Raw genomic sequence first — 24,615 nt, forward strand, 5'->3', positions numbered from 1 at the left:
TTTTTGCTGTCGACCCATGGCTTATCGGCCGTTTTACTCAGGACTGGAGGGGCAATACTCGCTTAACTGGCGCGAAGTCCGTCGATAAAGCGAACCAGGCGTGTGCCGAGTGCGGCAGCCAGCGGCAACTGTGGGTCGTTGTAGGATGCCAATTGCTGCTTCACGTCATTGGGCACGATGCGCATTACGTGGTTCATGCCCTCGATCACCGTCAGTTCGGCGTCGGGCTTGGCCTTCTGCAGTTGTTGCGCATCGGCCACGCCGACCTGCAGGTCATTGGTGCCCTGAATGATCAGCGCCGGCACCTTCAGTCGGGCAAATGCCGCCGAAGGATCAGCGCGGAACAGGCTGATCATATAAGGCTGCACGCTGGGACGGAAAATGCCCTCAAGCGGTGTGGGCACATCGGCATCCACCTGGCCGGCCTTGAGGTGATCGAGAATCTGGTTGCTGCGCAGTAATAGCGCGGGAGGCATGTGGTCGGCCAGTTGCTGGCGGATGACCTGGTCCACCGGGCGCGCACTGCCCGACAGGGAAATTACCCCGGCCGGATTAAGCTGCGGGGCGGCGAGGGCGGCTACCAGTGCGCCTTCACTGTGGCCCAGCACAATCAACGGACCCATGCGCGGGTCGGCTTTGAGCATCTTGCCCCAGGCCACGGCGTCGGACACATAAGCGTCCAGGGTCAGGTTACGTTCATCGGGGGTGGCGGCAAGGCTGGCGGCTACACCGCGCTTGTCGTAGCGCACGCTGGCGATGTTGTGTTTGGCCAGCACCCAGGCCAGGCGCTTGAGGCTGTCGTTGCGTGCGCCGTCGGCGCTGTTGCCGTTGCGGTCGGTGGGCCCGGAGCCTGCGATGATCAGCACCACCGGCACTGGCTTGTCGGATTTGGGTAACAACAGCGAGCCAAATAGCTCACCAGTGCCGGTGTCCAGGCTGATGGGCCGTTGCAGCACGACAGGGGAGGCGGCGAAGCCAAGGCTGGAAAACAGGGTAAGGGTCAATAGCAGAACTCGCAGCATCATCGCGCCATCATGAGGAAGGTGCCGGTTGGACCAACGTCTACCGGTAAGGTTTCGAGGATGAACTAGTCGGTTAGCCTGCGTATACTGGCCGCCTTAAGTTATTACGGTTGACTTGATTCAACTGATTTCACGGAGCGCTCTGCATGTCCGGCAATACCTACGGCAAGCTGTTCACTGTTACCACCGCGGGCGAAAGCCATGGCCCGGCGTTGGTCGCCATTGTCGACGGCTGCCCGCCGGGCCTCGAGTTGTCCCTGGAAGACCTGCAGCGTGACCTCGACCGCCGCAAGCCCGGCACCAGCCGACACACCACCCAGCGCCAGGAAGCCGACGAAGTCGAAATCCTCTCCGGCGTATTCGAAGGCCGCACCACCGGTTGCGCCATCGGCCTGCTGATTCGCAACACCGACCAGAAGTCCAAGGACTACTCGGCGATCAAGGACCTGTTCCGCCCGGCCCACGCCGACTACACCTACCACCACAAATACGGCGAGCGCGACTACCGTGGCGGTGGCCGCAGCTCGGCGCGGGAAACCGCGATGCGCGTGGCGGCCGGTGCGATCGCGAAGAAGTTCCTGGCGACCCAGGGCATCGTGATCCGCGGCTACATGAGCCAGTTGGGCCCGATCCAAATCCCGTTCAAGACCTGGGACAGCGTTGAAGACAACGCCTTCTTCTGCCCCGATCCGGACAAGGTGCCGGAGCTGGAAGCCTATATGGACCAGCTGCGCCGCGACCAGGATTCCGTCGGCGCCAAGATCACCGTGGTCGCCGAGGGCGTGATGCCGGGCCTGGGCGAGCCGATCTTCGACCGCCTCGATGCCGAACTGGCCCACGCACTGATGAGCATCAATGCGGTCAAGGGCGTGGAAATCGGCGCCGGGTTCGACTGCGTTGCCCAGCGTGGCACCGAGCACCGTGACGAGATGACCCCGGAAGGTTTCCTCAGCAACAACGCCGGCGGCATTCTCGGTGGCATCTCCTCCGGCCAGCCGATTGTTGCGCACCTGGCCCTCAAACCAACGTCCAGCATCACCACGCCGGGCCGCTCGATTGATGTGCACGGCAACCCGGTGGACGTGATCACCAAGGGCCGTCACGACCCGTGCGTCGGCATCCGCGCCACGCCGATTGCCGAGGCGATGATGGCCATTGTGTTGATGGATCACTTGCTGCGCCACCGTGGGCAAAACGCCGACGTAAAAGTCAGTACTCCGGTATTGGGCCAGCTGTGACCGTGTGTGGCGAGCGAGCTTGCTCGCGCTGGGCTGCGAAGCGGCCCCAAAGCCTGCAACCCGGTATTAGCTGGAGAACTGCGGCGCTTCTAGTGGGGCCGCTTCGCGCCCCAGCGCGAGCAAGCTCGCTCGCCACAAGTCACTTATGCTGACGCAAGGCCTTCCATACTGGCGACTTTCCAGCTTCTACCTGTTCTATTTCGCCCTGCTGGGGGCGACGGCGCCGTTCCTCGCGCTGTACTTCGATCACCTGGGCTTCTCCAGCGCGCGCATTGGCGAGCTGGTGGCTATCCCCATGCTGATGCGCTGCGTGGCCCCCAACCTGTGGGGCTGGCTGGGGGATTACACCGGCCGGCGCCTGGCCATCGTGCGCTTTGGCGCGGTGTGCACCCTGGTGAGCTTCTCGCTGATCTTTGTCAGCAAGACCTACGCCTGGCTGGCGCTGGTCATGGCCTTGCACGCGTTCTTCTGGCACGCGGTGCTGCCGCAGTTTGAAGTCATCACCCTCGCGCACCTGCAAGGCCAGACCTCGCGCTACAGCCAAGTGCGGTTGTGGGGCTCCATCGGTTTTATCCTCACCGTGGTGATCATGGGCCGCCTGTTCGACTGGCTGAGCCTGGACATCTACCCGGTGGTGATCGTGGTGATCATGGCCGGCATCATCGGCGCGAGCCTCTGGGTGCCGAATGCGCAGCCGCCGGCCCAGGGCAACCGCCTGGCCGGTGACGGCTTTTTGCAGCAACTGCGCAGCCCTGGCGTCCTCGCGTTTTATGCCTGCGTGGCGCTGATGCAAATGAGCCACGGTCCGTACTACACCTTCCTGACCTTGCACCTCGAACACCTCGGTTACAGCCGTGGGGTGATCGGCATGCTGTGGGCGCTGGGCGTGGTCGCGGAAGTCTTGATGTTCCTCGCCATGAGCCGGATTCTCTCGCGCTTTTCGGTACGCCGGGTGCTGATGGCGAGTTTCCTGCTGGCGGCGCTGCGCTGGTTGCTGCTGGGCTCGTTCGCCGAATTCTTCTGGGTGCTGTTGTTGGCGCAGGTGATGCACGCGGCGACCTTCGGCAGTTTTCACGCGGCGGCCATCCAGTTCGTGCAACGCAGTTTTGGTGCTCGCCAGCAAGGCCAGGGCCAGGCACTGTATGCCGCACTGGCCGGTACCGGCGGTGCGCTGGGCGCACTCTATTCAGGTTACAGCTGGAACCTGCTGGGGCCGACCCTGACCTTCAGCATTGCCAGCCTCGCGGCCCTGGCCGCCGCCATAATCATTGGCATTCGATTGCAAGAGGAGCGGCCATGAGCCGCTTCCGTGACAGAGGAAGAGTTTGATGAGCTATCTCGCCGTTTACCATGTCTCCACCCCCGACACCCCGAACAAGGTCCTGACTCACCAGGACGATATCGCGTCGACCCTGGCTGAGCTGGGCGTGGGGTTCGACCGCTGGCAGGCGGCTACCCGGCTTGAGGCAGGCGCCAGCGAGGTTGAGATCATCGCGGCTTATCAGGCGCCCATCGACACGCTGATGACCGAGCGCGGTTACACCCGTGTCGATGTGATCAGCGTCAGCAACGACCACCCGCAAAAAGCCGAACTGCGTGCCGAGCGACTCGACGAACACCGCATGGCGCAAGACCACGTACGCTTCTTCGTCGCGGGCCGTGGGCTGTTTACCTTGCACATCGAAGACTATGTGTACGCGGTGTTCTGCGAGAAAAACGACCTGATCTCGGTGCCTGCCGGCATCAAACACTGGTTTGATATGGGAGAGAACCCGCACTTCGTGGCAATCCGCCTGTTCAGTGACTCTGAAGGGCAGGCGGTCAAGCTGACCGGCGACGTGATCGCCGAGGGCTTTCCCCGGCTTGAGGACTAAGTGCGCCCGCCAATGCCTCCTGAATAGGGGGCATTTTTTTAAGTTCAATTCCTGCAGGTTGGAAATCGCCGTAGGAATAAACTTTAAAGTTTGTGGGCAGCAGCTGTTTCTTGTTGGCCTTACTTAATACTTCCACTCTTTGTGTAACTCTCTCTGGTCGCAATAGTTATTCGCCTGTCAATAGGAGTAATCCGACTTCAGGCGTTACAAGACCCATCTGAAGAGAGAGAGGCCTGCATGAGCGGTCCAGAGCCACAGGAACAACCGTCCACGCACACTGATAACGCGCCGGTTGCCAACCGCAAGTCGCGTGCGATGTTGTCGGGTAAACCCCTGACCCCAAAAGAACGGGAAATTCTGCATTGGGCGATCGAGGGCAAGACGGTCTGGGAGATCAGCAGAATTCGCTCAGTTTCCCAGGCCACGGTGAAGTTTCACCTGCGCAACATCTATGGAAAGTTGCAGGTGACCAACCGGGTGCAGGCGGTGAACGAGGCGCTCAAACAGGGATTGTGCGAATAAAAAAAGGCCGTGGTGCGCAACGGCACCACGACCTGTTCGGGTCCTGCATGTCAATCAAGCCGAATGGTAGGTCGGCAGGGCAAAGCGATGCTGGCTTTGCAGCATCGAAATCTGTGGCAGATCGCTGGCTTGTTCAGCCAGGTCGCGGCGAATGGCGCTGATGACCCACGTCAGTTGGTCGGCCGTGTGCAGTTGCTGATAAGAGATCGAACGTTTGATCTGCTTGCCTTCGCTGTTACGCAAGGTCAACAGAATGCCGCCATCAGGACGTGCCTGGGTGGTGACGTCGAAATTGGAGAACACAGAAGAAAATTTATCTTGGATCAGGCTCATATCTATCAGCTCCGTTTGCTCATGTTTTGCAGCGTGGAGTGATAGGTGCAGTGATTGTGCCAGTACTGGGTATCTTAAAAAATCGTTGTAAATCAGATATTTATAAAATTTTTAGATTTTCAGTTTCGTGCAATTTGCATGAATAGCCATCGTGCATCCTGCATTTTGCGGGGTTTTGCCAAGTGTTTCGCCGAGGGAGGGCGAGGCAGGTCTTCCATAGTGACCGCGTCACCGGCCGTTAAATTCCTTTTCCTTTTGGGATACAAAACTTTTCAAATCCTGCGTGTACAGCCGAAGAATGGCTGGCGTATTTTCCTGCAAGGCATTCGGCGCCGGTCTTACAGTGCGAAGGGTGCCTGAGGGTCATACGAACAATAAGAAAAAGGACGTTCCCACCATGAGCCACCCGCCAAGTGACATGATCACCTGGGGCAAGATGCTGCGTAAGGTGCCCACCATTGTCCGTGCCCTACCGCGCCTGGTCCGCGGTATGCGCGCAGCCAACGTCACAGACCCTGCGCAACCGTGCGGCCTGGGCTGGACGTTCGAGCAAGCCACTCAACGCAATCCCGATGGCGCCGCGCTGCTGTATGGCGACAGCGTGCTCAGCTATCGCCAGGCCAACGAGCAAGCCAACCGCATTGCCCATTACCTGCAACAGCAGGGCATCGGCAAGGGCGACGTGGTGGCCTTGTTTATCGAGAACCGCCCCGAGTTGTTGCTCAGCGTACTGGCCGTGGCCAAGGTGGGCGGCATTTGCGCGATGCTCAATACCTCCCAAACCCAGGCCGCGCTGGTACACAGCCTGAACCTGGTGACGCCGGTGGCGATTGTCGTGGGGGCCGAGTTGGCTGGGGCCTACGAGGCCGTGCGCAGCCAGGTGGCAATTGAGGCCGATAAAACCTGGTTTATCGCCGATCAGCAGCACACCCGCGTGCCGCCGAATTACGTAGACCTGATGGCCGCCAGCGCCGATTGCCCGGTGGAAAACCCCACCAGCACCCAGCAAATCTACTTCAACGACCCTTGCTTCTATATCTACACCTCCGGCACCACCGGCTTGCCCAAGGCCGGTATTTTCAAACACGGCCGCTGGATGAGAACTTCGGCCAGTTTCGGCACCATCGCCCTGGATATGGGCCCCGAGGATGTCGTCTATTGCACCTTGCCGCTGTATCACGCCACCGGTCTGTGCGTGTGCTGGGGTTCGGCGATTGCCGGGGCCTCGGGGTTTGCGATTCGCCGCAAGTTCAGCGCCAGCCAGTTCTGGGACGATGCGCGCCGGTTCAATGCGACCACCCTCGGTTACGTCGGCGAACTGTGCCGCTACCTGATCGACCAGCCTGCCAGTGAGCAGGACCGGGATAACCGGGTGACAAAGATGATCGGCAACGGCTTGCGCCCTGGCGTCTGGGCTGAATTCAAGCAGCGCTTTGGCGTCGATCACATCTGCGAGCTGTACGCCGCCAGTGACGGCAATATCGGCTTCACCAACGTGCTGAATTTCGACAACACCATCGGCTTTTCCCTGATGCACTGGGCGCTGGTGGACTACGCCCATGACAGCTGTGAGCCGATTCGCGGCACTAATGGTTTCATGCGCGAAGTGCCGAAGGGCGGTCAGGGCCTGCTATTGGCCCGAATCGACGACAAGGCGCCGTTCGACGGCTACACCGACCCCGATAAGAATCGCAAGGTTGTACTCAGCGATGTGTTCGAGAAGGGCGACCGCTACTTCAACACCGGCGACCTGTTGCGCAATATCGGCTTCGGTCATGCCCAATTCGTTGACCGGCTGGGAGACACCTATCGCTGGAAAGGTGAAAACGTCTCCACCACCGAAGTCGAAAACATCTTCCTGCAGCACCCGCAGATCTCCGAGGTGGTGGCCTACGGGGTTGAGATTGAAAACACCAATGGCCGCGCCGGCATGGCCGCCATCACGCCCGCCGAATCCCTGGCTTCCCTGGACATGCGCGAGCTGCTGACGTTTGCCCATGGGCAACTGCCCGCGTATGCGGTGCCGTTGTTCCTGCGGATCAAAGTGAAGATGGAAACCACCGGCACCTTCAAATACCAGAAGGTGAAACTCAAGGAGGAGGCGTTCGACCCGGAAAAGGCCGGCGATGATCCGATCTTCGCCTGGTTGCCGGGTTCGGACAATTACGTGCCGGTCACCGGGCAACTGCTGGCGGAAATCCAGGCCGGCAAGTTTCGTTATTGATTCTGCCTATCGCCGCTTTTGGGAAAAAAGGCATGACAGAGGGGAACTCCATCGCGAGACTGGGCGCCTTATGAAACACCAGACAAGGAGCCTCACATGTCAGACCAAGCCAAACAAATGACCGATGACGAAGCTGCCGAATTTGCCGAGCAAGTGTTCGACGTAGCGCGCAAGGGCGATGCCGCGATGCTGGCTGCGCTGCTGGCCAAGGGCTTGCCGCCAAACCTGCGTAACCATAATGGCGATACGCTGTTGATGCTGTCTGCCTACCACGGGCACGTCGACGCGGTGAAAGTGCTGCTGGAATTCAAGGCCGATCCTCAGATTGCCAATGACAAGAACCAGTTGCCGATTGCCGGCGCGGCGTTCAAGGGCAACCTGCCGGTGGTCAAGGCGTTGATCGAAGGCGGTGCATTGGTCGAAGGCGCCTCTTCGGATGGCCGCACGGCGTTGATGATGGCGGCGATGTTCAACCGTACCGAGATGGTGGATTACCTGATCAGCCAGGGCGCCAACCCCAAGGCTACCGATGCCCAGGGTGTGACCGCGCTGGCAGCCGCGCAGACCATGGGCGCAGTGGATACGGCGGCGCAGTTGCAAAAACTGGTGTAGGCTTTGCGCCCTCAAAATCAGCCCCGCCACAGGACCACCCCATGAAAACCGCACTCGTCGAACTCATCAGCAAAATCAGCTCCGGCTGCATGAGCGAACCCGAGATCGCCAAGGTGGCGGACGAAGCGGCCCAGGCCCACGCCGATCCTGAAGCTTTCCTGGCCGCCAACCCCGACATCAACTACGACGACACTTTCCCGATTCCCCTGGGCGAGTGGATCGTTGTCGGCAGTTTGCCCGACACCGTGCTGTTCCAGGCCGACACCTACCTGGATCTGTTCGCCCAGATCGTCGCCTCGTTCGGCCCGGGCGTGGCCTTCAACCTCAAGCCCAAGCAACTGGCCAAAACCGAAGCCCTGACCGCGCTGAACCGCATCCAGGTCCAGATGAGTGCGCTCAATCCGGAAAACGGTGGCTACGTGCTGGTCAACTTCAGCCAGTTGCTGGACGACGAAATCCAGGCCGTGCTGGTCTACGGTAATGACGTGCCACGGGTGCTGGAGTTGTGTGCCGAAGTCGGGATCAAGGGCGAGCCGTCCCTGGAAGCCCTGCGGGTTGCGGTGCACGTCTGAAATAAAACGGAACCCCTGGCCACGGCTGACTATCCTAAGCAGGCAAGCCCTCACTTAGGAGCGACACCATGGGTTCCACTTTTAATGGTCTGATCGGGTTGATCATCCTCGCGCTGGATATCTGGGCGATCATCAACGTGTTCAAAAGCGGCGCGAGTACCGGCGCCAAAGTGCTGTGGATCCTGTTGATCCTGCTGCTGCCGGTGTTGGGTTTGATCATCTGGGCGATTGCGGGGCCGCGCGGTAACGTGCGGATCTGATCCCTGGGCAAGGCTCTCGTGCCCCGCACGGGAGCCTTCAGATCAACCAACTGCCTTCCAGCTCCAGCAACTTCACCTTGTTTTCAATCCCGCCGCCAAACCCCACCAGTGTCCCATCGCTGCCCACCACACGGTGGCAGGGGATGATGATGGAAATCGGGTTGGCGCCATTGGCCGTGCCCACCGCGCGAATCGCCTTGGGATTTTCCAGGTGTTGTGCCTGTTCAGCGTAAGTCCAGGTACGCCCATAGGGAATCTGCAACAACGCCTGCCACACTTGCTGCTGAAAGGGCGTGCCCACCGGCGCCAGCGTTAGATCAAACACTTCGCGCTTGCGTGCAAAATACTCATCCAGCTGCCGTCTTGCTGCATCCAACTCGTTAGTTGCCAGCGCCCAATCTGCCTGCACCGGGCATTGATGCACGTCCATATATAACAGGCGCAGACCTTGTTCATCGGCCGCGAGTAACAGCGGCCCGAGGGGGCTTGGGTGGTAGCAATAAAACATCATGGGCAATCCAAAAGGGCAGAGGGCCAAGATACGGCCCCAAGTTGCTCGCTACAATCCCGGCTGTTTTTTGTGTGTCGAGATATTCGCTGTACAAAATTTTCACATTCCATCCAAGACAATTCGCCGGCTATTTTCCCTGCCAGGAGGCTCTAAGACGAGTCTCAAACACTGGCCGGTATGAGTAATCAATGGCGTTGCCGGCGTTGATCGGGCACCATTTGCGCCATTGCGTTAACTGCCTACCCCAGCGTACCTGGGCGAGGGCGGGGCGCCGCTGTATTCATTCGCAACTTAAACTTCCAATGGGTCCTAAAACGACATGGCAAACCCGGACGCCCTGAATCAGCAGCGAGCTTCTAATCGCTTGCTGCAACCGACCGTCAAATCCCATCTGGCGTACACGCTGCTTTGTGCCTTGATCATGATGGTGATGTTCTCCCTGCTGCGCCTGGCGCTGCTGGTCTACAACCGCGAGATGATCCTCGACACGCCGGCCTCGACCTTCCTTGAAGCGTTCGCCAACGGCCTGCGCCTGGACCTGCGCCTGGTGGTGTACCTGAGCATTCCGTTGCTGCTGGCGCTGTTCAGCGTACGGGCCATGGCGGCACGCGGGTTCTTCCGCTTCTGGCTGACGGTCGCCTCCAGCATCGCGCTGTTCCTTGGCCTGATGGAGATGGACTTCTACCGCGAGTTCCACCAGCGCCTCAACGGCCTGGTCTTCCAGTATGTAAAGGAAGACCCGAAAACCGTAATGAGCATGCTCTGGTACGGCTTCCCGGTGGTGCGCTACCTGCTGGCCTGGGCCGTGGGCACGCTGATCCTGAGCATCGCCTTCAAAGGCGCCGACCGTGCGACGCGCCCACGTGGCCCGTTCAGTGGCGGCACCATCAGCACCCGTCAGGTGGCGCCGTGGTATTCGCGTATTGCGGTGTTTGTGGTTTGCCTGCTGATCGCCGTGGTTGCCGCCCGTGGCACCCTGCGCCAGGGCCCGCCGCTGCGTTGGGGTGACGTGTACACCACCGACTCGAACTTCGCCAACCAACTGGGCCTCAACGGTACCTTGTCGCTGATTGCCGCAGCCAAGTCGCGCTTCTCCGAAGAACGCTCGAACATCTGGAAAGCCACGCTGGAACAGCCGTTGGCCACCCAGACCGTGCGCGACATGCTGGTGTTACCCAGTGAAAAACTGGTAGACCCCGACACCGCTGCGGTACGCCGTGATTTCACGCCGCCGGCCGAGAAGACCCTGCCGATCAAGAACGTCGTAGTGATCCTGATGGAAAGCTTCGCCGGTCACTCGGTGGGCGCCCTGGGCCGCCCGGGCAACATCACGCCGTACTTCGACAAACTGTCCAAGGAGGGCCTGCTGTTCGACCGCTTCTTCTCCAACGGCACCCACACCCACCAGGGTATGTTCGCCACCATGGCGTGCTTCCCGAACCTGCCGGGCTTCGAATACCTGATGCAGACTCCGGAAGGCAGCCACAAGCTGTCGGGCCTGCCGCAGTTGCTCAGCCATCGTGATTTCGACGACGTGTACGTCTACAACGGCGACTTCGCCTGGGACAACCAGTCGGGCTTCTTCAGCAACCAGGGCATGACCAACTTCATCGGGCGTAATGACTTCGTCAACCCGGTGTTCTCGGACCCGACCTGGGGCGTGTCCGACCAGGACATGTTCAACCGTGGCCTGGAAGAGTTGAAGGCCCGTGAAGGCGGCAAGCCGTTCTATGCGCTGCTGCAAACCCTGTCCAATCACACGCCGTACGCGTTGCCGACGCCATTGCCGGTTGAGAAAGTCACCGACCGTGGCAGCCTCAACGAGCATTTGACGGCCATGCGCTACTCCGACTGGGCCCTGGGCCAGTTCTTTGAAAAGGCCCGCAAGGAGCCGTACTTCAAGGAAACCCTGTTCGTGGTCGTGGGCGACCACGGCTTCGGCAACGAGCAGCAGATCACCGAGATGGACCTGGGCCGCTTCAACGTGCCGATGCTGATGATTGCGCCGGGCATGCAGGAGAAGTTCGGCGAGCGTGACCACACCGTGGGCACCCAGATCGACATCGTGCCGACCATCATGGGCCGCCTTGGCGGTGACACCCTGCACCAGTGCTGGGGCCGTGACCTGCTCAACCTGCCGGAAGGCGACAAGGGCTTTGGCGTGATCAAGCCGTCGGGCAGCGACCAGACCGTCGCCTTGCTCACCGGTGACCGCGTATTGGTACTGCCTAAGGAAATGCCACCTAAGTTGTGGGAATACGAACTGGGCGCCAACCCGACCGGGAAGGTGATTCCAGAATCGCCGGACGAGGCTGCACTGAAGCAGAAGCTCGAATCGTTCCTGCAGACGGCTACCAAGAGCCTGCTGGATAACACCGCCGGTGTGGTGGACGGCAAGCCGGACTAAACACCCGCGCATAAAAAAAGAGGCCTTTTAAGGCCTCTTTTTTTTGCGTGCTGGAACGCGTTATATCTTGCCGAGCAACAACAGAATCAACAGCACGACCAACACGGTACCGAGAATACCCGATGGCCCGTAACCCCAGTTACGTGAGTGAGGGAACACTGGAAGACCGCCGACCAGCAAGAGGATCAGAATAATGATAAGAATGAGGCTCATGTTTTGTTTTCCTTATTGTCTTCTGAAAAGACCTGGTATTTAACGGATAGGCCCGACAGCTAATACGGACGCCTTAATAACTCCGACCAATGTGTTTGGCAGAAAATTCCGTGTTTTTTTAAAGCTTTTTGCTAACTAGCTTATTTCCTTTAACCGCGTTGCAAATAATCTTCCTTAGTTTAAATAAATGGAACTTGGCGGGTTTCCCGCTATCGGACCCGGCCCACGGTTTGCCTGGGGCATTCAGCAGTCTGATGGTGCGTGGGTGCGGGAAAAACCTTCGCTACACTGCGGCTCACTTCTTCCGTGAACCACAAGGCTACTTTCCTATGCAAAATCGCATGATGATCACCGGCGCCGGTTCTGGCCTGGGTCGCGAAATCGCTCTGCGCTGGGCCCGCGAGGGTTGGCAGCTGGCCTTGTCGGACGTCAGCGAAGCAGGCCTGCAAGAAACCCTGAAGCTGGTGCGCCAGGCCGGCGGTGACGGCTTCACCCAGCGTTGCGACGTGCGCGATTACAGCCAACTCACCGCCTTCGCACAGGCCTGTGAGGAAAAGCTCGGCGGCATCGACGTGATCGTCAACAACGCTGGTGTGGCGTCGGGCGGGTTCTTCAGCGAACTGTCCCTGGAAGACTGGGACTGGCAGATCGCAATCAACCTGATGGGCGTGGTCAAGGGCTGCAAGGCCTTCCTGCCGCTGCTGGAACAGAGCAAGGGTCGCATCATCAACATAGCCTCCATGGCCGCCCTGATGCAGGGTCCGGCCATGAGTAACTACAACGTGGCCAAGGCCGGCGTGGTGGCTCTTTCGGAAAGCTTGCTGGTGGAGCTCAAGCAGCAGGAAGTCGGGGTGCACGTGGTGTGCCCGTCATTCTTCCAGACCAACCTGCTGGATTCGTTCCGCGGGCCGACGCCGGCGATGAAGGCCCAAGTGGGCAAGCTGCTGGAAAGCTCGCCGATCAGCGCCGCACAGATCGCCGACTACATCTACCAGCAGGTGGCTGAAGGGCAATTCATGATCCTGCCCCACGAGCAGGGACGCATGGCCTGGGCACTGAAACAGAAGAACCCGCAGTTGCTGTATGACGAGATGACCGTGATGGCGGACAAGATGCGGGCGAAAGCTCAGTCGCTCAAAGCCTGAACATTGCGTTTAGTTCTGAGGCGCAATTCGCGATTTATCATCGCCTGTCTGTAAGGCAAATTACCTGCATGTGTAAGACGTGCCTGTTTAACCTGAAGGCCATTGATGGTGATGGGCGGGGAGCGCATGGTCGGGGTTCGGTAACTTAAAAAGGACGAACCCCATGCTGGTATTAAGCCGCGCGGTAGGTGAAATAATTTCGGTGGGCGACCAAATCACTTTGCGCATTCTGGAAGTGAATGGCACCCAGGTGAAACTGGGGGTGGAGGCGCCGGTGGGGGTCAATGTGCACCGGGCGGAGGTCTATCAGAAGATCCTCAGTCGCCAGGGGCAACAGGCCAACACCCATCCGGTGCCTGTGCCCAATCCTTGAGCGTCAGTCGAACAGGTGCTTGGGCACATCGTGCTTGAGCATCAGCTGGCACTGCTCGCTCTCGGGGTCGAAGACAATCAGCGCCTGGCCCTTGGTCAGTGCCTGGCGTACCCGCAGCACCCGGGTTTCCAGGGGCGTGTCGTCACCATTGTCGGTGCCGTCGCGGGTCACGAAGTCTTCGATGAGGCGGGTCAGGGTATCGACTTCAAGTGCATCGTAGGGAATCAGCATACAAGCCTCGGCTAAGGAATCCCGGCGATGCTACTGCGCCGGGATCCCAGTTGCCAGTCTCAGGTTTTTTGACCCACCAGGCTGTCCACCGACGGCACGCGGGTATCGCTCTCCATTTGCGTGTCGTGTTCGATCTGGTGACTGAACCGGTCGAGGGAACCTTTGGCCGGTTGTGCATCGCTGGCGAACACTGGCGGGCTGAGGATGTACGCGCCCAGCAGGCGACTCAGCGCGGCGAGGCTGTCGATGTGCGTGCGCTCGTAGCCGTGGGTGGCGTCGCACCCAAACGCCAGCAGCGCGGTGCGAATGTCATGGCCGGCGGTCACCGCCGAATGCGCATCGCTGAAGTAATAGCGAAACAGGTCACGGCGCACCGGCAACTCATTTTCCGCCGCCAGGCGCAGCAGGTGGCGGGACAGGTGATAGTCATACGGCCCGCCGGAATCCTGCATCGCCACACTCACCGCGTGCTCGCTGGAGTGCTGCTCGTGGGCCACCGGTGCGATGTCGATACCGACGAACTCACTCACATCCCACGGCAAGGCCGCGGCCGCACCACTGCCGGTTTCTTCGGTGATGGTGAACAGCGGGTGGCAGTCGATCAGCAACGGTTGACCGCTGTCGACAATCGCCTTGAGCGCCGCCAGCAGTGCGGCAACCCCGGCTTTATCGTCCAGGTGACGGGCGCTGATATGCCCGCTCTCGGTGAACTCTGGCAGCGGGTCGAAGGCGACGAAATCGCCGACGCTGATGCCCAGGGAATCGCAATCGGCACGGGTGGCGCAGTAGGCGTCCAGGCGCAGCTCGATGTGGTCCCAGCTGATGGGCATTTCATCCACGGCGGTATTGAACGCGTGACCGGAGGCCATCAACGGCAACACGCTGCCACGGATCACGCCGTTATCGGTAAACAGGCTGACGCGGCTGCCTTCGGCAAAGCGGCTGGACCAGCAGCCCACCGGCGCCAGGGTCAGGCGGCCGTTGTCCTTGATTGCCCGTACGGCGGCGCCGATGGTGTCCAGGTGCGCGGAAACGGCGCGGTCGGGGCTGTTTTTCTGGCCCTTGAGGGTGGCGCGGATGGTGCCGCGCCGGGTCATTTCAAACGGAATGCCCAGCTCTTCAAGGCGCTCGGCAACGTAGCGCACGATGGTGTCGGTAAACCCGGTGGGGCTGGGGATGGCGAGCATTTCCAGCAGCACTTTTTGCAGGTAAGCGAGATCCGGTTCGGGGATGGTTCGGGTCATGGAAACTCCTGATGAGTTGAGGGCATCGATGGTTTCGATGAGTGGGCCATTGGCTAGAGAGTCATCGACTGTTCCGACCCCATCGCGGGCAAGCCCGGCTCCCACATTGGAACGCATTCCAAATGTGGGAGCGGGCTTGCTCGCGAAAGCGCCAGTCAAGGCAACACATCTCTCAAGCCGTCGGTTGGCTATGGGGAAACAGCAGGTCCACGAACTTTTCAGCCGTCGGCTGCGGTTCATGGTTGGCCAGCCCGGCCCGTTCGTTGGCTTCGATAAAGACGTAGTCCGGTTGGTCGGCGGCCGGCACCATCAGGTCCAGGCCCACCATGGGGATGTCCAGGGCCCGGGCGGCGCGTACGGCGGCGTCCACCAGGGTCGGGTGGAGGATGGCGGTCACGTCTTCCAGGCAACCACCGGTGTGCAGGTTGGCGGTACGCCGCACCGCCAGACGTTCGCCTCGGGGCAGGATGCTGCTGTAGTCGTAGCCGGCGGCCTTTAGGGTGCGCTGGGTTTCCTGGTCAAGGGGGATTTTGCTTTCGCCATCGGTGGCGGCCTGGCGCCGACGGCTCTGGGCCTCGATCAACGCGCCAATGGAGTGCTGACCATCGCCGGTGACTTCCGCCGGGCGGCGAATCGCGGCGGCGACCACTTCAAAACCGATCACCAGAATCCGCAGGTCGAGGCCTTCGTGGAAGCTTTCCAGCAATACACGCGTGTCGAACTGACGGGCCGCTTCAATGGCTTTTTGCACGTCCTCGATGCTCTGCAAATCCACCGCCACGCCCTGGCCTTGCTCGCCGTCCAGCGGCTTGACCACGATGCGCTGGTGCTCGTCGAGAAACTCCAGATTATCATCGGCACTGCCGGCCAACTGCTGCTCCGGCAGCCTCAAGCCAGCGGCCTTGAGCACCTTGTGGGTCAGGCTCTTGTCCTGGCACAACGTCATGCTGATGGCGCTGGTCAGGTCGCTGAGGGATTCGCGGCAGCGCACCCGGCGGCCACCGTGGCTCAAGGTGAACAGCCCGGCTTCGGCGTCGTCCACCTGCACGTCGATCCCGCGCCGATGAGCTTCCTCGACGATGATCCGCGCATAGGGATTGAACTCCGCTTGCGGGCCGGGGCCGAGGAACAGCGGCTGGTTGATGCCGTTCTTGCGCTTGATGGCAAAGGTGGTCAGCGCGCGAAAGCCGAGCTTGGCGTAGAGACTTTTCGCCTGGCGGTTGTCGTGCAGCACCGACAGGTCGAGGTAGCTCAGGCCACGGCTCATGAAATGTTCGATCAAGTGGCGCACCAGCACTTCACCCACGCCGGGGCGGGTGCATTGCGGGTCCACTGCCAGACACCAGAGGCTGCAGCCGTTCTCCGGGTCGTTGAAGGCTTTGTGGTGGTTCAGGCCCATCACGCTGCCGATCACCGCGCCGCTGTCTTCATCCTCGGCCAGCCAATACACCGGGCCGCCTTGATGACGTGGCGTCAGCAGTGCCTGGTCCACCGGCAACATGCCGCGCCCCTGATACAGCTGGTTCACCGCTTGCCAGTCTGTCTCGCTCTGCACCCGGCGAATCCGAAAGCCGCGAAACACCCGGGTCGCCGGACGATAGTCGGTGAACCACAGGCGCAAGGTGTCGGACGGGTCGAGAAACAACTGCTGTGGATCAATCCCGAGGATCTGTTGTGGCGCTGCCACATACAACGCGATATCCCGTTCGCCGGGTTGCTCGTTGAGCAACTCCAGGGCGAGGCTCGCCGGGTCCGGGAACGTGTGGCCGATCAGCAGCCGGCCCCAACCGCAATGCACGGCAATCGGCGTGGGGTCCAGTGCGCTGCCGTCTTCGGCTAAGCGGGCTTGCAGGCGCTCGTAGGAGGGCGCCTGGCCCCGCAGCAAGCGTTGGCTGTAAGCCGTGGCATGAGGTTTCATGAATCAGATTCCTTGTTCGCTGAGCCACAGGTTCAGCGCCGCCAGTTGCCACAGCTTGGAGCCGCGCAACGGGGTCAATTGGCCTTGGGGATCGGTGAGCAGGCGGTCGAGCATCGCCGGGTTGAACAGGCCGCGATCCTGGCTCGGGTCCAGCAACAGGTCGCGCACCCAGTTCAAGGTGTCACCCTGCAAATGCTTGAGGCCGGGCACCGGGAAATAGCCTTTCTTGCGGTCGATGACTTCGCTCGGGATCACCCGGCGCGCGGCTTCCTTGAGCACTTGCTTGCCGCCGTCCGGCAGTTTGAATTTGCCGGGCACGCGGGCCGACAGTTCTACCAGGCGATAGTCGAGAAACGGTGTACGCGCTTCCAGGCCCCAGGCCATGGTCATATTGTCGACGCGCTTGACCGGGTCATCCACCAGCATCACGGTGCTGTCCAGGCGCAAGGCTTTGTCCACTGCGGCATCGGCGCCGGGCTGGGCGAAATGCTCACGCACGAAGTCACCGGCGGCGTCATTGGCGGTCAGCCATTTCGGCGCGACCGTGGCGGCGTAGTCGTCGTAGCTGCGGTCGAAGAACGCATCGCGGTACGCGGCATACGGATCGCTGGCGCCGTCCACTTGCGGGTACCAGTGGTAGCCGGCGAACAACTCGTCCGCGCCCTGGCCGCTCTGCACCACTTTGCAGTGCTTGGCGACTTCCCGGGACAGCAGGTAGAAGGCGATGCAGTCATGGCTGACCATCGGCTCGCTCATGGCGCGGAACGCGGCCGGCAACTGCTCGATGATTTCGCTTTCGGCGATACGCAGTTGGTGGTGTCGGGTGCCGTAATGCTTGGCGATCAAGTCCGAATACTGGAACTCATCGCCGCGCTCGCCACCGGCGTCTTCAAAGCCGATGGAGAAGGTCGACAGGTCTTGCACGCCGACTTCCCGCAACAGGCCCACCAGCATGCTGGAATCGACACCGCCGGAAAGCAGCACGCCCACATCCACTGCCGCACGCTGACGAATCGCCACGGCTTCGCGGGTGCTGTCGAGCACCCGGTCGGTCCAGTCTTCGAGCGTCAGGTTGGCTTCATCGGCGTGAGGGCCGTAGGGCAGGGTCCACCAGGTTTTCTGTTCAGTCTTGCCATCGGCGTCGATGCGCATCCACGACGCGGGCGGCAGTTTTTCAATGCCCGCCAGCAAGGTGCGCGGCGCAGGCACCACGGCGTGGAAATTCAGGTAGTGATTGAGGGCCACCGGATCGAGGATCGGGTTGATATCGCCGCCCTTGAGCAGCGCCGGCAATGCCGAAGCAAAACGCAGGCGCTGGCCGGTGCGCGACAGGTACAGCGGCTTCACCCCGAGGCGGTCACGCGCGATAAACAGGCGCTGGGCATCGCGCTCCCAGATCGCGAAGGCGAACATCCCGTTGAGCTTGGGCAGCAAGGCTTCGCCCCAGGCGTGGTAGCCCTTGAGCAGCACTTCGGTGTCACCACCGGAATAGAAGGCGTAGCCCAGGGCTTCCAGCTCTTCACGCAATTCCGGGAAGTTATAGATCGCACCGTTGAACGCTAGGGACAGGCCCAGTTGGGCGTCGACCATCGGTTGGGCAGAGCCGTCCGACAGGTCCATGATTTTCAGGCGTCGATGGCCCAGGGCAATCGGCCCTTGGGCATGGAAGCCCCACGCGTCAGGACCGCGTGGCGCCAGGTGATGGGTGATTCGTTCCACCGCTGCCAGGTCGGCAGGTTGGTGATCGAAACGTAACTCTCCAGCTAATCCGCACATAAATTCCTTACCGGTTTTTCCGTTGGGGAGGGATAGAAATGCAGCCGCCAAAACAGCGGGTACCCAGAGACTGACCCGGGTAAATTGTGGGAGTTTTAGAACAATACGTTATAAGGCAATGAGCCTTGACGGGCTGTGGGCCCGTCTTGGCCCTCAGGATTTGCTTGGGTTGCCGCGAATCAGAGCGCGCAGCGCGAAGCGATTGGGGTGGCAGGCTTCGCTGACACTGCGCGGCAGCGGCAGCGGCTCATCGTCCAGCCAGGCGGCCAGCAGCTCTGCGCAGAGGGGCGCGGTGACCAGCCCGCGTGAGCCATGGCCACTGTTGATATATAGGCCGTGCAGCCACGGGCACGGTGCATCGGGGATGTGCCGGGCGTCTTTGCTGAGGGCGGCGTAGGTGTGATCAAACGTCTCGCGTTCCGCCAGCGGCCCGACGATCGGCAAGTAGTCCGGGCTGGTGCAGCGGAACGCGGCGCGGCCTTCGAGCTGTTCGGGTGCCAGGCTGTCGGCGCCCAGGCGTTGCAGCAGGTCGGGGGAGATTTCCCGCAGCATCTCGAGGTTGCCCACGTGCTCGGCCACGGTGGGCGTAAGGTCGTCGCTCTTGAAGTCAAAACTGGCGCCGAGGGTATGCTCGCCCAGGCGTGGCGGGGCGACGTAACCCTCGGCGCACACCACCGTGGCCAACGCCTGGCTTTGCGCCGTTTGCGGCAGCCGGGTGATTTGCCCGCGGATGCGTTTGAGGGGGAGGTCAGCGCTGAAGGAAAACCGCTTGATCTCGGCGGCACCGGCCAGCACCACCACACTGGCTTGCGCCAGAACCGTATCGCCCTGCAGCGCCTGCCACTCACCGTCCACCTGTTTGAGCTCAAGGGCGTCATGGTGCTGCAGCACCTCGATCAGCGGATGCCTGGCTTGCCACTGGCACAGCGCGGGCGGGTGTACCCAGCCGCCCTCGGGGAAGAACAAGCCCCCGTGCTCCAGGGTTATCCCGGCTCGCGCCTGGGCCTGTTGTTGATCCAGCACGTGCAACAACTCCGGCGCAAAAGCACTGGCCAACTGTGCCTGGCGCTCGGCCTCCTTGGCATTGAAGGCCAGTTGCAGCACGCCGCAGCCATCCCAGTCCACGCCACGTTGCAGATGCTCCAGCAGGCGCCGCGTATGGCTGAAGCCGCTGAGAATCAACTGCGAAAGTGCTGTGCCGTGGGCTGAAAGCTTGAGGTACAACACCCCTTGCGGGTTGCCGGAGGCTTCCTGGGCGAGCGCTGCGTGGCGTTCCAGCAAGCTGACGCGCCAGCCGCGTGCCGCCAGGCTGGCTGCCGTGGCGCAACCGGCCAGGCCACCGCCGATGACGAGGGCGTGGCGTTCACCGGCGACGGCAGGCGGGCGCGCAAACCAGGGTTTTGCCGCGGCCGGTGCGGGCGTTTCAGTGGGCCAACCGAGAAACTCACCCCGCAGGATTTCCCATTTGTGGCCGATGCCCGGGGTGCGCTTCATCTTGAACCCGGCTGCATTGATCAACCTGCGCACCCAGCCGGTGCTGGTAAAGGTGCTGATGGTCGAGCCCGGCGCCGCCAGCCGTGCCAGTTCAGCGAACAGTTCGGCGGTCCACATATCGGGGTTTTTGGCCGGGGCAAAACCGTCGAGGAACCAGGCGTCAATTTGTGCGTCCAGCTGGGGCAATTGCTCCAGTGCATCGCCGATCAACAGCGTCAGGGTGACGCGACCGTTATCCAGCACCAGCCGCTGAAAACCCTGATGGATCGCGATGTACTGCGCCAATAGTTGTTCGGCGAATGCTGCAAGTTCCGGCCAGAGGGCGAGGGCACGTTGCAGGTCGGCGTGGCTCAGCGGGTACTTTTCCACGCTGACAAAATGCAGGCGCGCGCCCGGCACCGCGTGTTGTTCGAACAACTGCCAGGCGCACAGGAAATTCAACCCGGTGCCGAAGCCGGTCTCACCAATCACCAACCGCCCACCCACCGGCAGCGCAGCAAAACGTTCCTGCAAACGGTTCTGCTCGAGGAACACATAGCGGGTTTCTTCAAGGCCCGACTTGTCGGAGAAGTACACGTCGTCGAACACCCGCGAGTGCGGGCGACCTTGGTCATCCCAGTCGAGCTGGGCGTGGGATACGGGGTTCATGGGCGGCTCATAAATACGGCAGGCAAAGGCAAGGCGGCCATTCTAGCTGATCAACAGGGTTGTCATTGATCCATGACAATCGGGTGTGGAATTTCCTCCGGCGCAGCACCGTCCAATCCGCTAGTCTTGCCTCATTCTGGAACGGAGCCGCCCATGTTCGAATCTGCCGAAATCGGTCACGCCATCGACAAAGAAACCTACGACGCCGAAGTGCCGGCCTTGCGCGAAGCGCTGCTGGAAGTGCAGTACGAACTGCAGCAGCAGAAGCGCTTCCCGGTGATCATCCTGATCAATGGCATCGAAGGCGCCGGCAAGGGCGAAACCGTCAAACTGCTGAATGAGTGGATGGACCCGCGCCTGATCGAAGTACGCACCTTCGACCAGCAGACCGACGAAGAACTGGCCCGCCCGCCGGCCTGGCGCTACTGGCGCCAGCTGCCGGCGAAAGGTCGCATGGGGGTCTTTTTTGGCAACTGGTACAGCCAGATGCTGCAGAGTCGCGTCCACGGCGAGATCAAGGATGCGCGGCTCGACCAGGCCATCGCCGGTGCCGAGCGCCTGGAAAAGATGCTGTGTGACGAAGGCGCGCTGATCTTCAAGTTCTGGTTTCACCTCTCCAAGAAGCAAATGAAATCCCGCCTCAAGGCCTTGCAGGACGACCCACTGCACAGCTGGCGCATCAGTCCGTTGGACTGGCAGCAGTCAAAGACCTACGACAAGTTCGTGCATTTCGGTGAGCGGATCCTGCGCCGCACCAGCCGTGACTATGCGCCGTGGTACGTGATCGAAGGTGTCGATGCGCATTACCGTGGGCTGACCGTTGGCAAGATCCTGCTGGAAGGCCTGCAAAATGCGTTGAAAGTGTCCAAGGCTAAAACCAGCGGCATGAACCCGGCGCCGCTGCCGTCGGCGGTTGACCAGATGAGCCTGCTGAACAGCCTGGACATGAGCCTGAGCCTTGAAAAGGACGATTACGAAGAACAACTGATTACCGAGCAGGCGCGGTTCTCCGGGCTGATGCGTGACAAGCGCATGCGCAAGCACGCGTTGGTGACGGTATTCGAAGGCAACGACGCGGCGGGCAAGGGCGGTGCGATCCGCCGCGTGGCGGCAGCCCTCGATCCCCGGCAGTACCACATCGTACCGATTGCCGCGCCCAGCGAGGACGAACGCGCCCAGCCTTACCTGTGGCGTTTCTGGCAGAAAATTCCGGCGCGGGGCATGTTCACCGTGTTCGACCGCTCCTGGTACGGCCGGGTGCTGGTGGAACGCATCGAAGGCTTCTGCACGCCGACGGACTGGATGCGTGCCTACGGCGAGATCAACGACTTTGAAGAGCAACTGCGGGATGCCGGGGTGATCGTGGTCAAGTTCTGGCTGGCGATCGACAAGCAGACGCAGTTGGAGCGGTTCCAGGCCCGCGAGGAAATCCCGTTCAAACGCTTCAAGATCACCGAGGACGACTGGCGCAACCGCGACAAGTGGGACGACTACCGGGCGGCGGTGGGTGACATGGTGGACCGCACCAGCACCGAGATCGCCCCGTGGACGCTGGTCGAGGCGAATGACAAGCGCTGGGCGCGGGTGAAGGTGTTGCGCACCATCAACCGGGCGCTGGAGGAAGCGTTCGACAAGACAGACAAGCATGACAAGAAGGGCAAGAAGAAGTAGCGCCATGCTTTTGCATACGCGGGATGAATGATTGTCGCGGTTGAAGAGGGCGGGATCTATGCTCGGTCCATCTCTCAACAACCCCAACAATAGAGGTAGCCCATGCGTGAAGTAGTGATCGTCGACAGCGTGCGAACCGGTCTGGCCAAGTCCTTTCGCGGCAAGTTCAACCAGACCCGTCCCGATGACATGGCTGCCCATTGCGTCAACGCGCTGCTGACCCGCAACGGCATCGACCCGGCCACGGTCGAGGATTGCATCGTCGGTGCCGGCTCCAACGAAGGTGCCCAGGGTTACAACATCGGCCGTAACGTGGCGGTGTTGTCGCAACTGGGCACCGGTACGGCGGGCATGACCCTCAACCGTTTCTGTTCCTCGGGCTTGCAGGCGATCGCCATTGCGGCCAACCAGATTGCTTCCGGTTGCAGCGACATCATTGTGGCCGGCGGGGTTGAGTCCATCAGTTTGACCATGAAAAGCGTGAACACCGATAACCTGATCAATCCGTTGCTCAAGGAGCAGGTGCCGGGCATCTATTTTCCCATGGGGCAGACCGCGGAAATTGTTGCGCGGCGGTATCACGTGAGTCGTGAAGAGCAGGATTTGTATGCGCTGCAAAGCCAGCAGCGTACGGCCCAGGCCCAGGCTGACGGGTTGTTCGATGATGAAATTGTGCCGATGGCGGTGAAGTACAAGGTTGAGGACAAGAACACCGGGGCGGTGCAGGTGTTGGATGGGGTAGTGGACCGTGATGATTGCAATCGTCCGGATACTACCTTGGCCAGTCTTGCGGGGTTGAAGCCGGTGTTTGCCGAGGATGGGTCGGTGACGGCGGGGAATTCGTCGCAGTTGTCTGATGGGGCTTCCATGACACTGGTGATGAGCCTGGAGAAGGCCCTGGAATTGGGGCTGAAGCCGAAGGCGTTTTTCCGTGGGTTTACGGTGGCGGGGTGTGAGCCGGATGAGATGGGGATTGGGCCGGTGATTTCGGTGCCCAAGTTGCTCAAGGCTCGGGGGCTGACGGTGGCGGATATTGATTTGTGGGAGCTGAATGAGGCGTTTGCTTCGCAGTGTCTGTATGCGCGTAATCGGCTGGAAATTGATAATGCCAAGTACAACGTCAACGGTGGGTCGATTTCCATTGGTCACCCGTTTGGGATGACGGGGTCGCGGCAGGTGGGGCACCTGGTGCGTGAGTTGCAGCGGCGGAAGTTGCGTTACGGCATCGTTACCATGTGCGTTGGGGGTGGGATGGGGGCTACTGGGTTGTTTGAGGCGGTGCGGTAGGTTGGGGGGCATATCCGTTATTTAGGTAACGGCTGCCTATGGTTCCGCTCTTACAGCGGGTCACTTTTGAAAAGCGCAAAAGTAACCAAAACGCTCTGCCCCGCCTGTCGGCACCTCGCTAGGGCTCGGCGTTCCCTCACTCCGGCATTGCTCCGCGGGCCGCCGCGACGGGCCATCCATGGCCCGGCGCGGCTAAACCGGCGTCCTGCCGGTTTACCCGCTCCGCAATACCTGCGTTCGGCCTCGGGCTGAATGGGGCAGTCAGATCAAAATCAAAAGCAGATCAAAAGCAAGAGCACAGCGGCCTCCCGGCCGGCTTGAGTGTTAGAAGCAGAGGCAAGATCGAGAGCGAAAGCAGGGCTGCTTTTCTGTGGGAGCGGGCTTGCTCGCGAAGAACCTGAGACCGCCGCGTTCATCCAGAATACCCACGTCATCGTTAACGACCTTCGCGAGCAAGCCCGCTCCCACATTTGGACCGTGCCCGCTTTAGATTCTGATTTTGCTGTTGCTGTTGCTGTTGCTGTTGCTGTTGCTTCACCACACTCAAGCCGGCCTGTAGGCCGCTGTGCTCTTGATCTGCTTTTGATCTTGATCTTAGGCGCCCCGTTAAACCACGCTGGCCGAACGCAGGCTTTGGAGCGTGGGTAACCTGGCAGGACGCCAGGTTAGCCGTCCTGGGCCAAGGATGGCCCATGACGGCGGCCCACGGTCCAAAGCCGGAGTGAGGGCACACCGAGCCCAAGCGAGGTGCCGAGTGGTGGGGCAAGAGCCTTTTGGTTACTTTTGGGCTCTTCGGTACGTGTCAATGTATCTGTCGCCTTACTACTGTTTTAGCAAGCCATTGCGGCCCTAGCATCCGGTCGCTCCGGGTTCAGATAAACAGCTTCTGCAAGCTGCCAGTTACGTGTGTTCCCGCTCCAGCGGCTGGGATTAGCCGCTTTAGCGGACTCGTACAGATCCTTGCGGGCTAGCAGCAAGGCCAGCGCCTTACCCTCGTGGCGCTCGTCCGGCGTCACGTACTTCAAGGCGCTATGGCGGTG

The 24,615-nt window shown here is 60.9% G+C and carries 22 protein-coding genes and 1 pseudogene; 13 read left to right on the forward strand and 10 right to left on the reverse strand.

Going from position 1 to position 24,615, the window contains the following annotated elements:
- Positions 1-62 precede the first annotated feature (62 nt).
- Complete coding sequence (locus tag AU074_RS27485) at positions 63-1,025, reverse strand: alpha/beta hydrolase (protein ID WP_076017398.1); 963 nt, start codon at positions 1,023-1,025, stop codon at positions 63-65.
- Positions 1,026-1,168: 143 nt separating this feature from the next.
- Here AU074_RS27485 and aroC point away from each other — a divergent pair, with 143 nt between their 5' ends.
- The 4 genes from aroC (at position 1,169) to AU074_RS27505 (ending at position 4,656) form a co-directional block, all read left to right on the forward strand.
- A complete protein-coding gene (gene aroC / locus AU074_RS27490) occupies positions 1,169-2,260 on the forward strand; it encodes a chorismate synthase (RefSeq protein WP_076017399.1) in 1,092 nt (363 codons plus the stop codon).
- A 148-nt stretch (positions 2,261-2,408) separates the two neighbouring features.
- On the forward strand, positions 2,409-3,560 hold the full coding sequence (locus AU074_RS27495; protein WP_173860413.1) for an MFS transporter: 1,152 nt from the start codon (positions 2,409-2,411) through the stop codon (positions 3,558-3,560).
- A gap of 28 nt (positions 3,561-3,588) precedes the next feature.
- Positions 3,589-4,134: an acireductone dioxygenase gene (locus tag AU074_RS27500; RefSeq protein ID WP_076017401.1), complete on the forward strand. Its 546-nt coding sequence runs from the start codon at positions 3,589-3,591 to the stop codon at positions 4,132-4,134.
- A 237-nt stretch (positions 4,135-4,371) separates the two neighbouring features.
- A complete protein-coding gene (locus AU074_RS27505) occupies positions 4,372-4,656 on the forward strand; it encodes a response regulator transcription factor (RefSeq protein ID WP_076017402.1) in 285 nt (94 codons plus the stop codon).
- A gap of 54 nt (positions 4,657-4,710) precedes the next feature.
- Here the strand turns inward: AU074_RS27505 and AU074_RS27510 are convergent, their stop codons facing one another.
- The gene (locus tag AU074_RS27510; RefSeq protein WP_076017403.1) at positions 4,711-4,989 is read right to left on the reverse strand and encodes a DUF3509 domain-containing protein; all 279 of its coding nucleotides are present in this window, start codon (positions 4,987-4,989) and stop codon (positions 4,711-4,713) included.
- Positions 4,990-5,386: 397 nt separating this feature from the next.
- Here AU074_RS27510 and AU074_RS27515 point away from each other — a divergent pair, with 397 nt between their 5' ends.
- The 4 genes from AU074_RS27515 to AU074_RS27530 all read left to right on the forward strand — a co-directional run bounded on the left by AU074_RS27515 (position 5,387) and on the right by AU074_RS27530 (position 8,657).
- Positions 5,387-7,213, forward strand: a complete 1,827-nt coding sequence (locus AU074_RS27515) for a long-chain-acyl-CoA synthetase (RefSeq protein WP_076017404.1) — start codon at positions 5,387-5,389, stop codon at positions 7,211-7,213.
- 96 nt (positions 7,214-7,309) lie between these two features.
- A complete protein-coding gene (locus AU074_RS27520) occupies positions 7,310-7,825 on the forward strand; it encodes an ankyrin repeat domain-containing protein (RefSeq protein ID WP_076017405.1) in 516 nt (171 codons plus the stop codon).
- Between the two features lie 41 nt (positions 7,826-7,866).
- Positions 7,867-8,397 (forward strand): hypothetical protein, encoded by a 531-nt coding sequence (locus AU074_RS27525; protein ID WP_076017406.1) that lies wholly within the window; start codon positions 7,867-7,869, stop codon positions 8,395-8,397.
- A 68-nt stretch (positions 8,398-8,465) separates the two neighbouring features.
- A complete protein-coding gene (locus tag AU074_RS27530) occupies positions 8,466-8,657 on the forward strand; it encodes a PLDc N-terminal domain-containing protein (protein WP_003172956.1) in 192 nt (63 codons plus the stop codon).
- Positions 8,658-8,694: 37 nt separating this feature from the next.
- On the opposite strand, the gene AU074_RS27535 is transcribed toward AU074_RS27530, so the two are convergent.
- The gene (locus tag AU074_RS27535; protein ID WP_076017417.1) at positions 8,695-9,165 is read right to left on the reverse strand and encodes a methylated-DNA--[protein]-cysteine S-methyltransferase; all 471 of its coding nucleotides are present in this window, start codon (positions 9,163-9,165) and stop codon (positions 8,695-8,697) included.
- Positions 9,166-9,487: 322 nt separating this feature from the next.
- Here AU074_RS27535 and AU074_RS27540 point away from each other — a divergent pair, with 322 nt between their 5' ends.
- The gene (locus tag AU074_RS27540; protein WP_076017407.1) at positions 9,488-11,575 is read left to right on the forward strand and encodes an LTA synthase family protein; all 2,088 of its coding nucleotides are present in this window, start codon (positions 9,488-9,490) and stop codon (positions 11,573-11,575) included.
- Positions 11,576-11,635: 60 nt separating this feature from the next.
- Here AU074_RS27540 and AU074_RS27545 read toward each other — a convergent pair whose 3' ends face one another.
- Positions 11,636-11,788, reverse strand: a complete 153-nt coding sequence (locus AU074_RS27545; protein ID WP_003216767.1) for a DUF3309 family protein — start codon at positions 11,786-11,788, stop codon at positions 11,636-11,638.
- Positions 11,789-12,117: 329 nt separating this feature from the next.
- Between AU074_RS27545 and AU074_RS27550 the strand changes: the two genes are divergently transcribed.
- Together AU074_RS27550 and csrA are read left to right on the forward strand one after the other, a co-directional pair.
- Positions 12,118-12,933, forward strand: coding sequence for an SDR family oxidoreductase (locus AU074_RS27550; protein ID WP_076017408.1), 816 nt, complete (start codon positions 12,118-12,120; stop codon positions 12,931-12,933).
- A gap of 163 nt (positions 12,934-13,096) precedes the next feature.
- Complete coding sequence (gene csrA, locus AU074_RS27555) at positions 13,097-13,306, forward strand: carbon storage regulator CsrA (RefSeq protein ID WP_017480012.1); 210 nt, start codon at positions 13,097-13,099, stop codon at positions 13,304-13,306.
- A gap of 3 nt (positions 13,307-13,309) precedes the next feature.
- Here csrA and AU074_RS27560 read toward each other — a convergent pair whose 3' ends face one another.
- The 5 genes from AU074_RS27560 to mnmC form a co-directional block, all read right to left on the reverse strand.
- Entirely contained in the window at positions 13,310-13,537 is a 228-nt protein-coding gene (locus AU074_RS27560) for a YheU family protein (RefSeq protein ID WP_003192759.1), read from the reverse strand.
- Between the two features lie 59 nt (positions 13,538-13,596).
- On the reverse strand, positions 13,597-14,781 hold the full coding sequence (locus AU074_RS27565; protein WP_003216760.1) for an osmoprotectant NAGGN system M42 family peptidase: 1,185 nt from the start codon (positions 14,779-14,781) through the stop codon (positions 13,597-13,599).
- A 172-nt stretch (positions 14,782-14,953) separates the two neighbouring features.
- Positions 14,954-16,699 (reverse strand): N-acetylglutaminylglutamine synthetase, encoded by a 1,746-nt coding sequence (gene ngg / locus AU074_RS27570; RefSeq protein WP_076017409.1) that lies wholly within the window; start codon positions 16,697-16,699, stop codon positions 14,954-14,956.
- Between the two features lie 3 nt (positions 16,700-16,702).
- Positions 16,703-18,475 (reverse strand): N-acetylglutaminylglutamine amidotransferase, encoded by a 1,773-nt coding sequence (locus AU074_RS27575; RefSeq protein WP_076017410.1) that lies wholly within the window; start codon positions 18,473-18,475, stop codon positions 16,703-16,705.
- A gap of 153 nt (positions 18,476-18,628) precedes the next feature.
- Positions 18,629-20,617 (reverse strand): bifunctional tRNA (5-methylaminomethyl-2-thiouridine)(34)-methyltransferase MnmD/FAD-dependent 5-carboxymethylaminomethyl-2-thiouridine(34) oxidoreductase MnmC, encoded by a 1,989-nt coding sequence (gene mnmC / locus AU074_RS27580; protein WP_076017411.1) that lies wholly within the window; start codon positions 20,615-20,617, stop codon positions 18,629-18,631.
- A 153-nt stretch (positions 20,618-20,770) separates the two neighbouring features.
- Between mnmC and pap the strand changes: the two genes are divergently transcribed.
- A complete protein-coding gene (pap, locus tag AU074_RS27585) occupies positions 20,771-22,288 on the forward strand; it encodes a polyphosphate:AMP phosphotransferase (RefSeq protein ID WP_076017412.1) in 1,518 nt (505 codons plus the stop codon).
- A 102-nt stretch (positions 22,289-22,390) separates the two neighbouring features.
- Positions 22,391-23,575, forward strand: a complete 1,185-nt coding sequence (locus AU074_RS27590) for a thiolase family protein (RefSeq protein ID WP_076017413.1) — start codon at positions 22,391-22,393, stop codon at positions 23,573-23,575.
- Positions 23,576-24,405: 830 nt separating this feature from the next.
- Here the strand turns inward: AU074_RS27590 and AU074_RS34265 are convergent.
- Positions 24,406-24,615: pseudogene (locus AU074_RS34265) on the reverse strand (IS3 family transposase); the annotation flags it as partial.

Origin of the sequence: Pseudomonas sp. ATCC PTA-122608 (genome assembly GCF_001952855.1) — a bacterium.
Taxonomy (GTDB): Bacteria; Pseudomonadota; Gammaproteobacteria; order Pseudomonadales; family Pseudomonadaceae; genus Aquipseudomonas.

Bases quoted from the DNA above. Each gene is read 5' to 3' on its own strand.
- AU074_RS27560 (WP_003192759.1), bottom strand. From the start codon at position 13,537: ATGCTGATTCCCTACGATGCACTTGAAGTCGATACCCTGACCCGCCTC.
- pap (WP_076017412.1), top strand. From the start codon at position 20,771: ATGTTCGAATCTGCCGAAATCGGTCACGCCATCGACAAAGAAACCTAC.
- csrA (WP_017480012.1), top strand. From the start codon at position 13,097: ATGCTGGTATTAAGCCGCGCGGTAGGTGAAATAATTTCGGTGGGCGAC.
- mnmC (WP_076017411.1), bottom strand. From the start codon at position 20,617: ATGAACCCCGTATCCCACGCCCAGCTCGACTGGGATGACCAAGGTCGC.
- AU074_RS27500 (WP_076017401.1), top strand. From the start codon at position 3,589: ATGAGCTATCTCGCCGTTTACCATGTCTCCACCCCCGACACCCCGAAC.
- AU074_RS27505 (WP_076017402.1), top strand. From the start codon at position 4,372: ATGAGCGGTCCAGAGCCACAGGAACAACCGTCCACGCACACTGATAAC.
- AU074_RS27590 (WP_076017413.1), top strand. From the start codon at position 22,391: ATGCGTGAAGTAGTGATCGTCGACAGCGTGCGAACCGGTCTGGCCAAG.
- AU074_RS27535 (WP_076017417.1), bottom strand. From the start codon at position 9,165: ATGTTTTATTGCTACCACCCAAGCCCCCTCGGGCCGCTGTTACTCGCG.
- AU074_RS27510 (WP_076017403.1), bottom strand. From the start codon at position 4,989: ATGAGCCTGATCCAAGATAAATTTTCTTCTGTGTTCTCCAATTTCGAC.
- AU074_RS27515 (WP_076017404.1), top strand. From the start codon at position 5,387: ATGAGCCACCCGCCAAGTGACATGATCACCTGGGGCAAGATGCTGCGT.
- ngg (WP_076017409.1), bottom strand. From the start codon at position 16,699: ATGAAACCTCATGCCACGGCTTACAGCCAACGCTTGCTGCGGGGCCAG.
- aroC (WP_076017399.1), top strand. From the start codon at position 1,169: ATGTCCGGCAATACCTACGGCAAGCTGTTCACTGTTACCACCGCGGGC.
- AU074_RS27565 (WP_003216760.1), bottom strand. From the start codon at position 14,781: ATGACCCGAACCATCCCCGAACCGGATCTCGCTTACCTGCAAAAAGTG.
- AU074_RS27530 (WP_003172956.1), top strand. From the start codon at position 8,466: ATGGGTTCCACTTTTAATGGTCTGATCGGGTTGATCATCCTCGCGCTG.
- AU074_RS27540 (WP_076017407.1), top strand. From the start codon at position 9,488: ATGGCAAACCCGGACGCCCTGAATCAGCAGCGAGCTTCTAATCGCTTG.
- AU074_RS27550 (WP_076017408.1), top strand. From the start codon at position 12,118: ATGCAAAATCGCATGATGATCACCGGCGCCGGTTCTGGCCTGGGTCGC.
- AU074_RS27575 (WP_076017410.1), bottom strand. From the start codon at position 18,475: ATGTGCGGATTAGCTGGAGAGTTACGTTTCGATCACCAACCTGCCGAC.
- AU074_RS27525 (WP_076017406.1), top strand. From the start codon at position 7,867: ATGAAAACCGCACTCGTCGAACTCATCAGCAAAATCAGCTCCGGCTGC.
- AU074_RS27545 (WP_003216767.1), bottom strand. From the start codon at position 11,788: ATGAGCCTCATTCTTATCATTATTCTGATCCTCTTGCTGGTCGGCGGT.
- AU074_RS27520 (WP_076017405.1), top strand. From the start codon at position 7,310: ATGTCAGACCAAGCCAAACAAATGACCGATGACGAAGCTGCCGAATTT.
- AU074_RS27485 (WP_076017398.1), bottom strand. From the start codon at position 1,025: ATGATGCTGCGAGTTCTGCTATTGACCCTTACCCTGTTTTCCAGCCTT.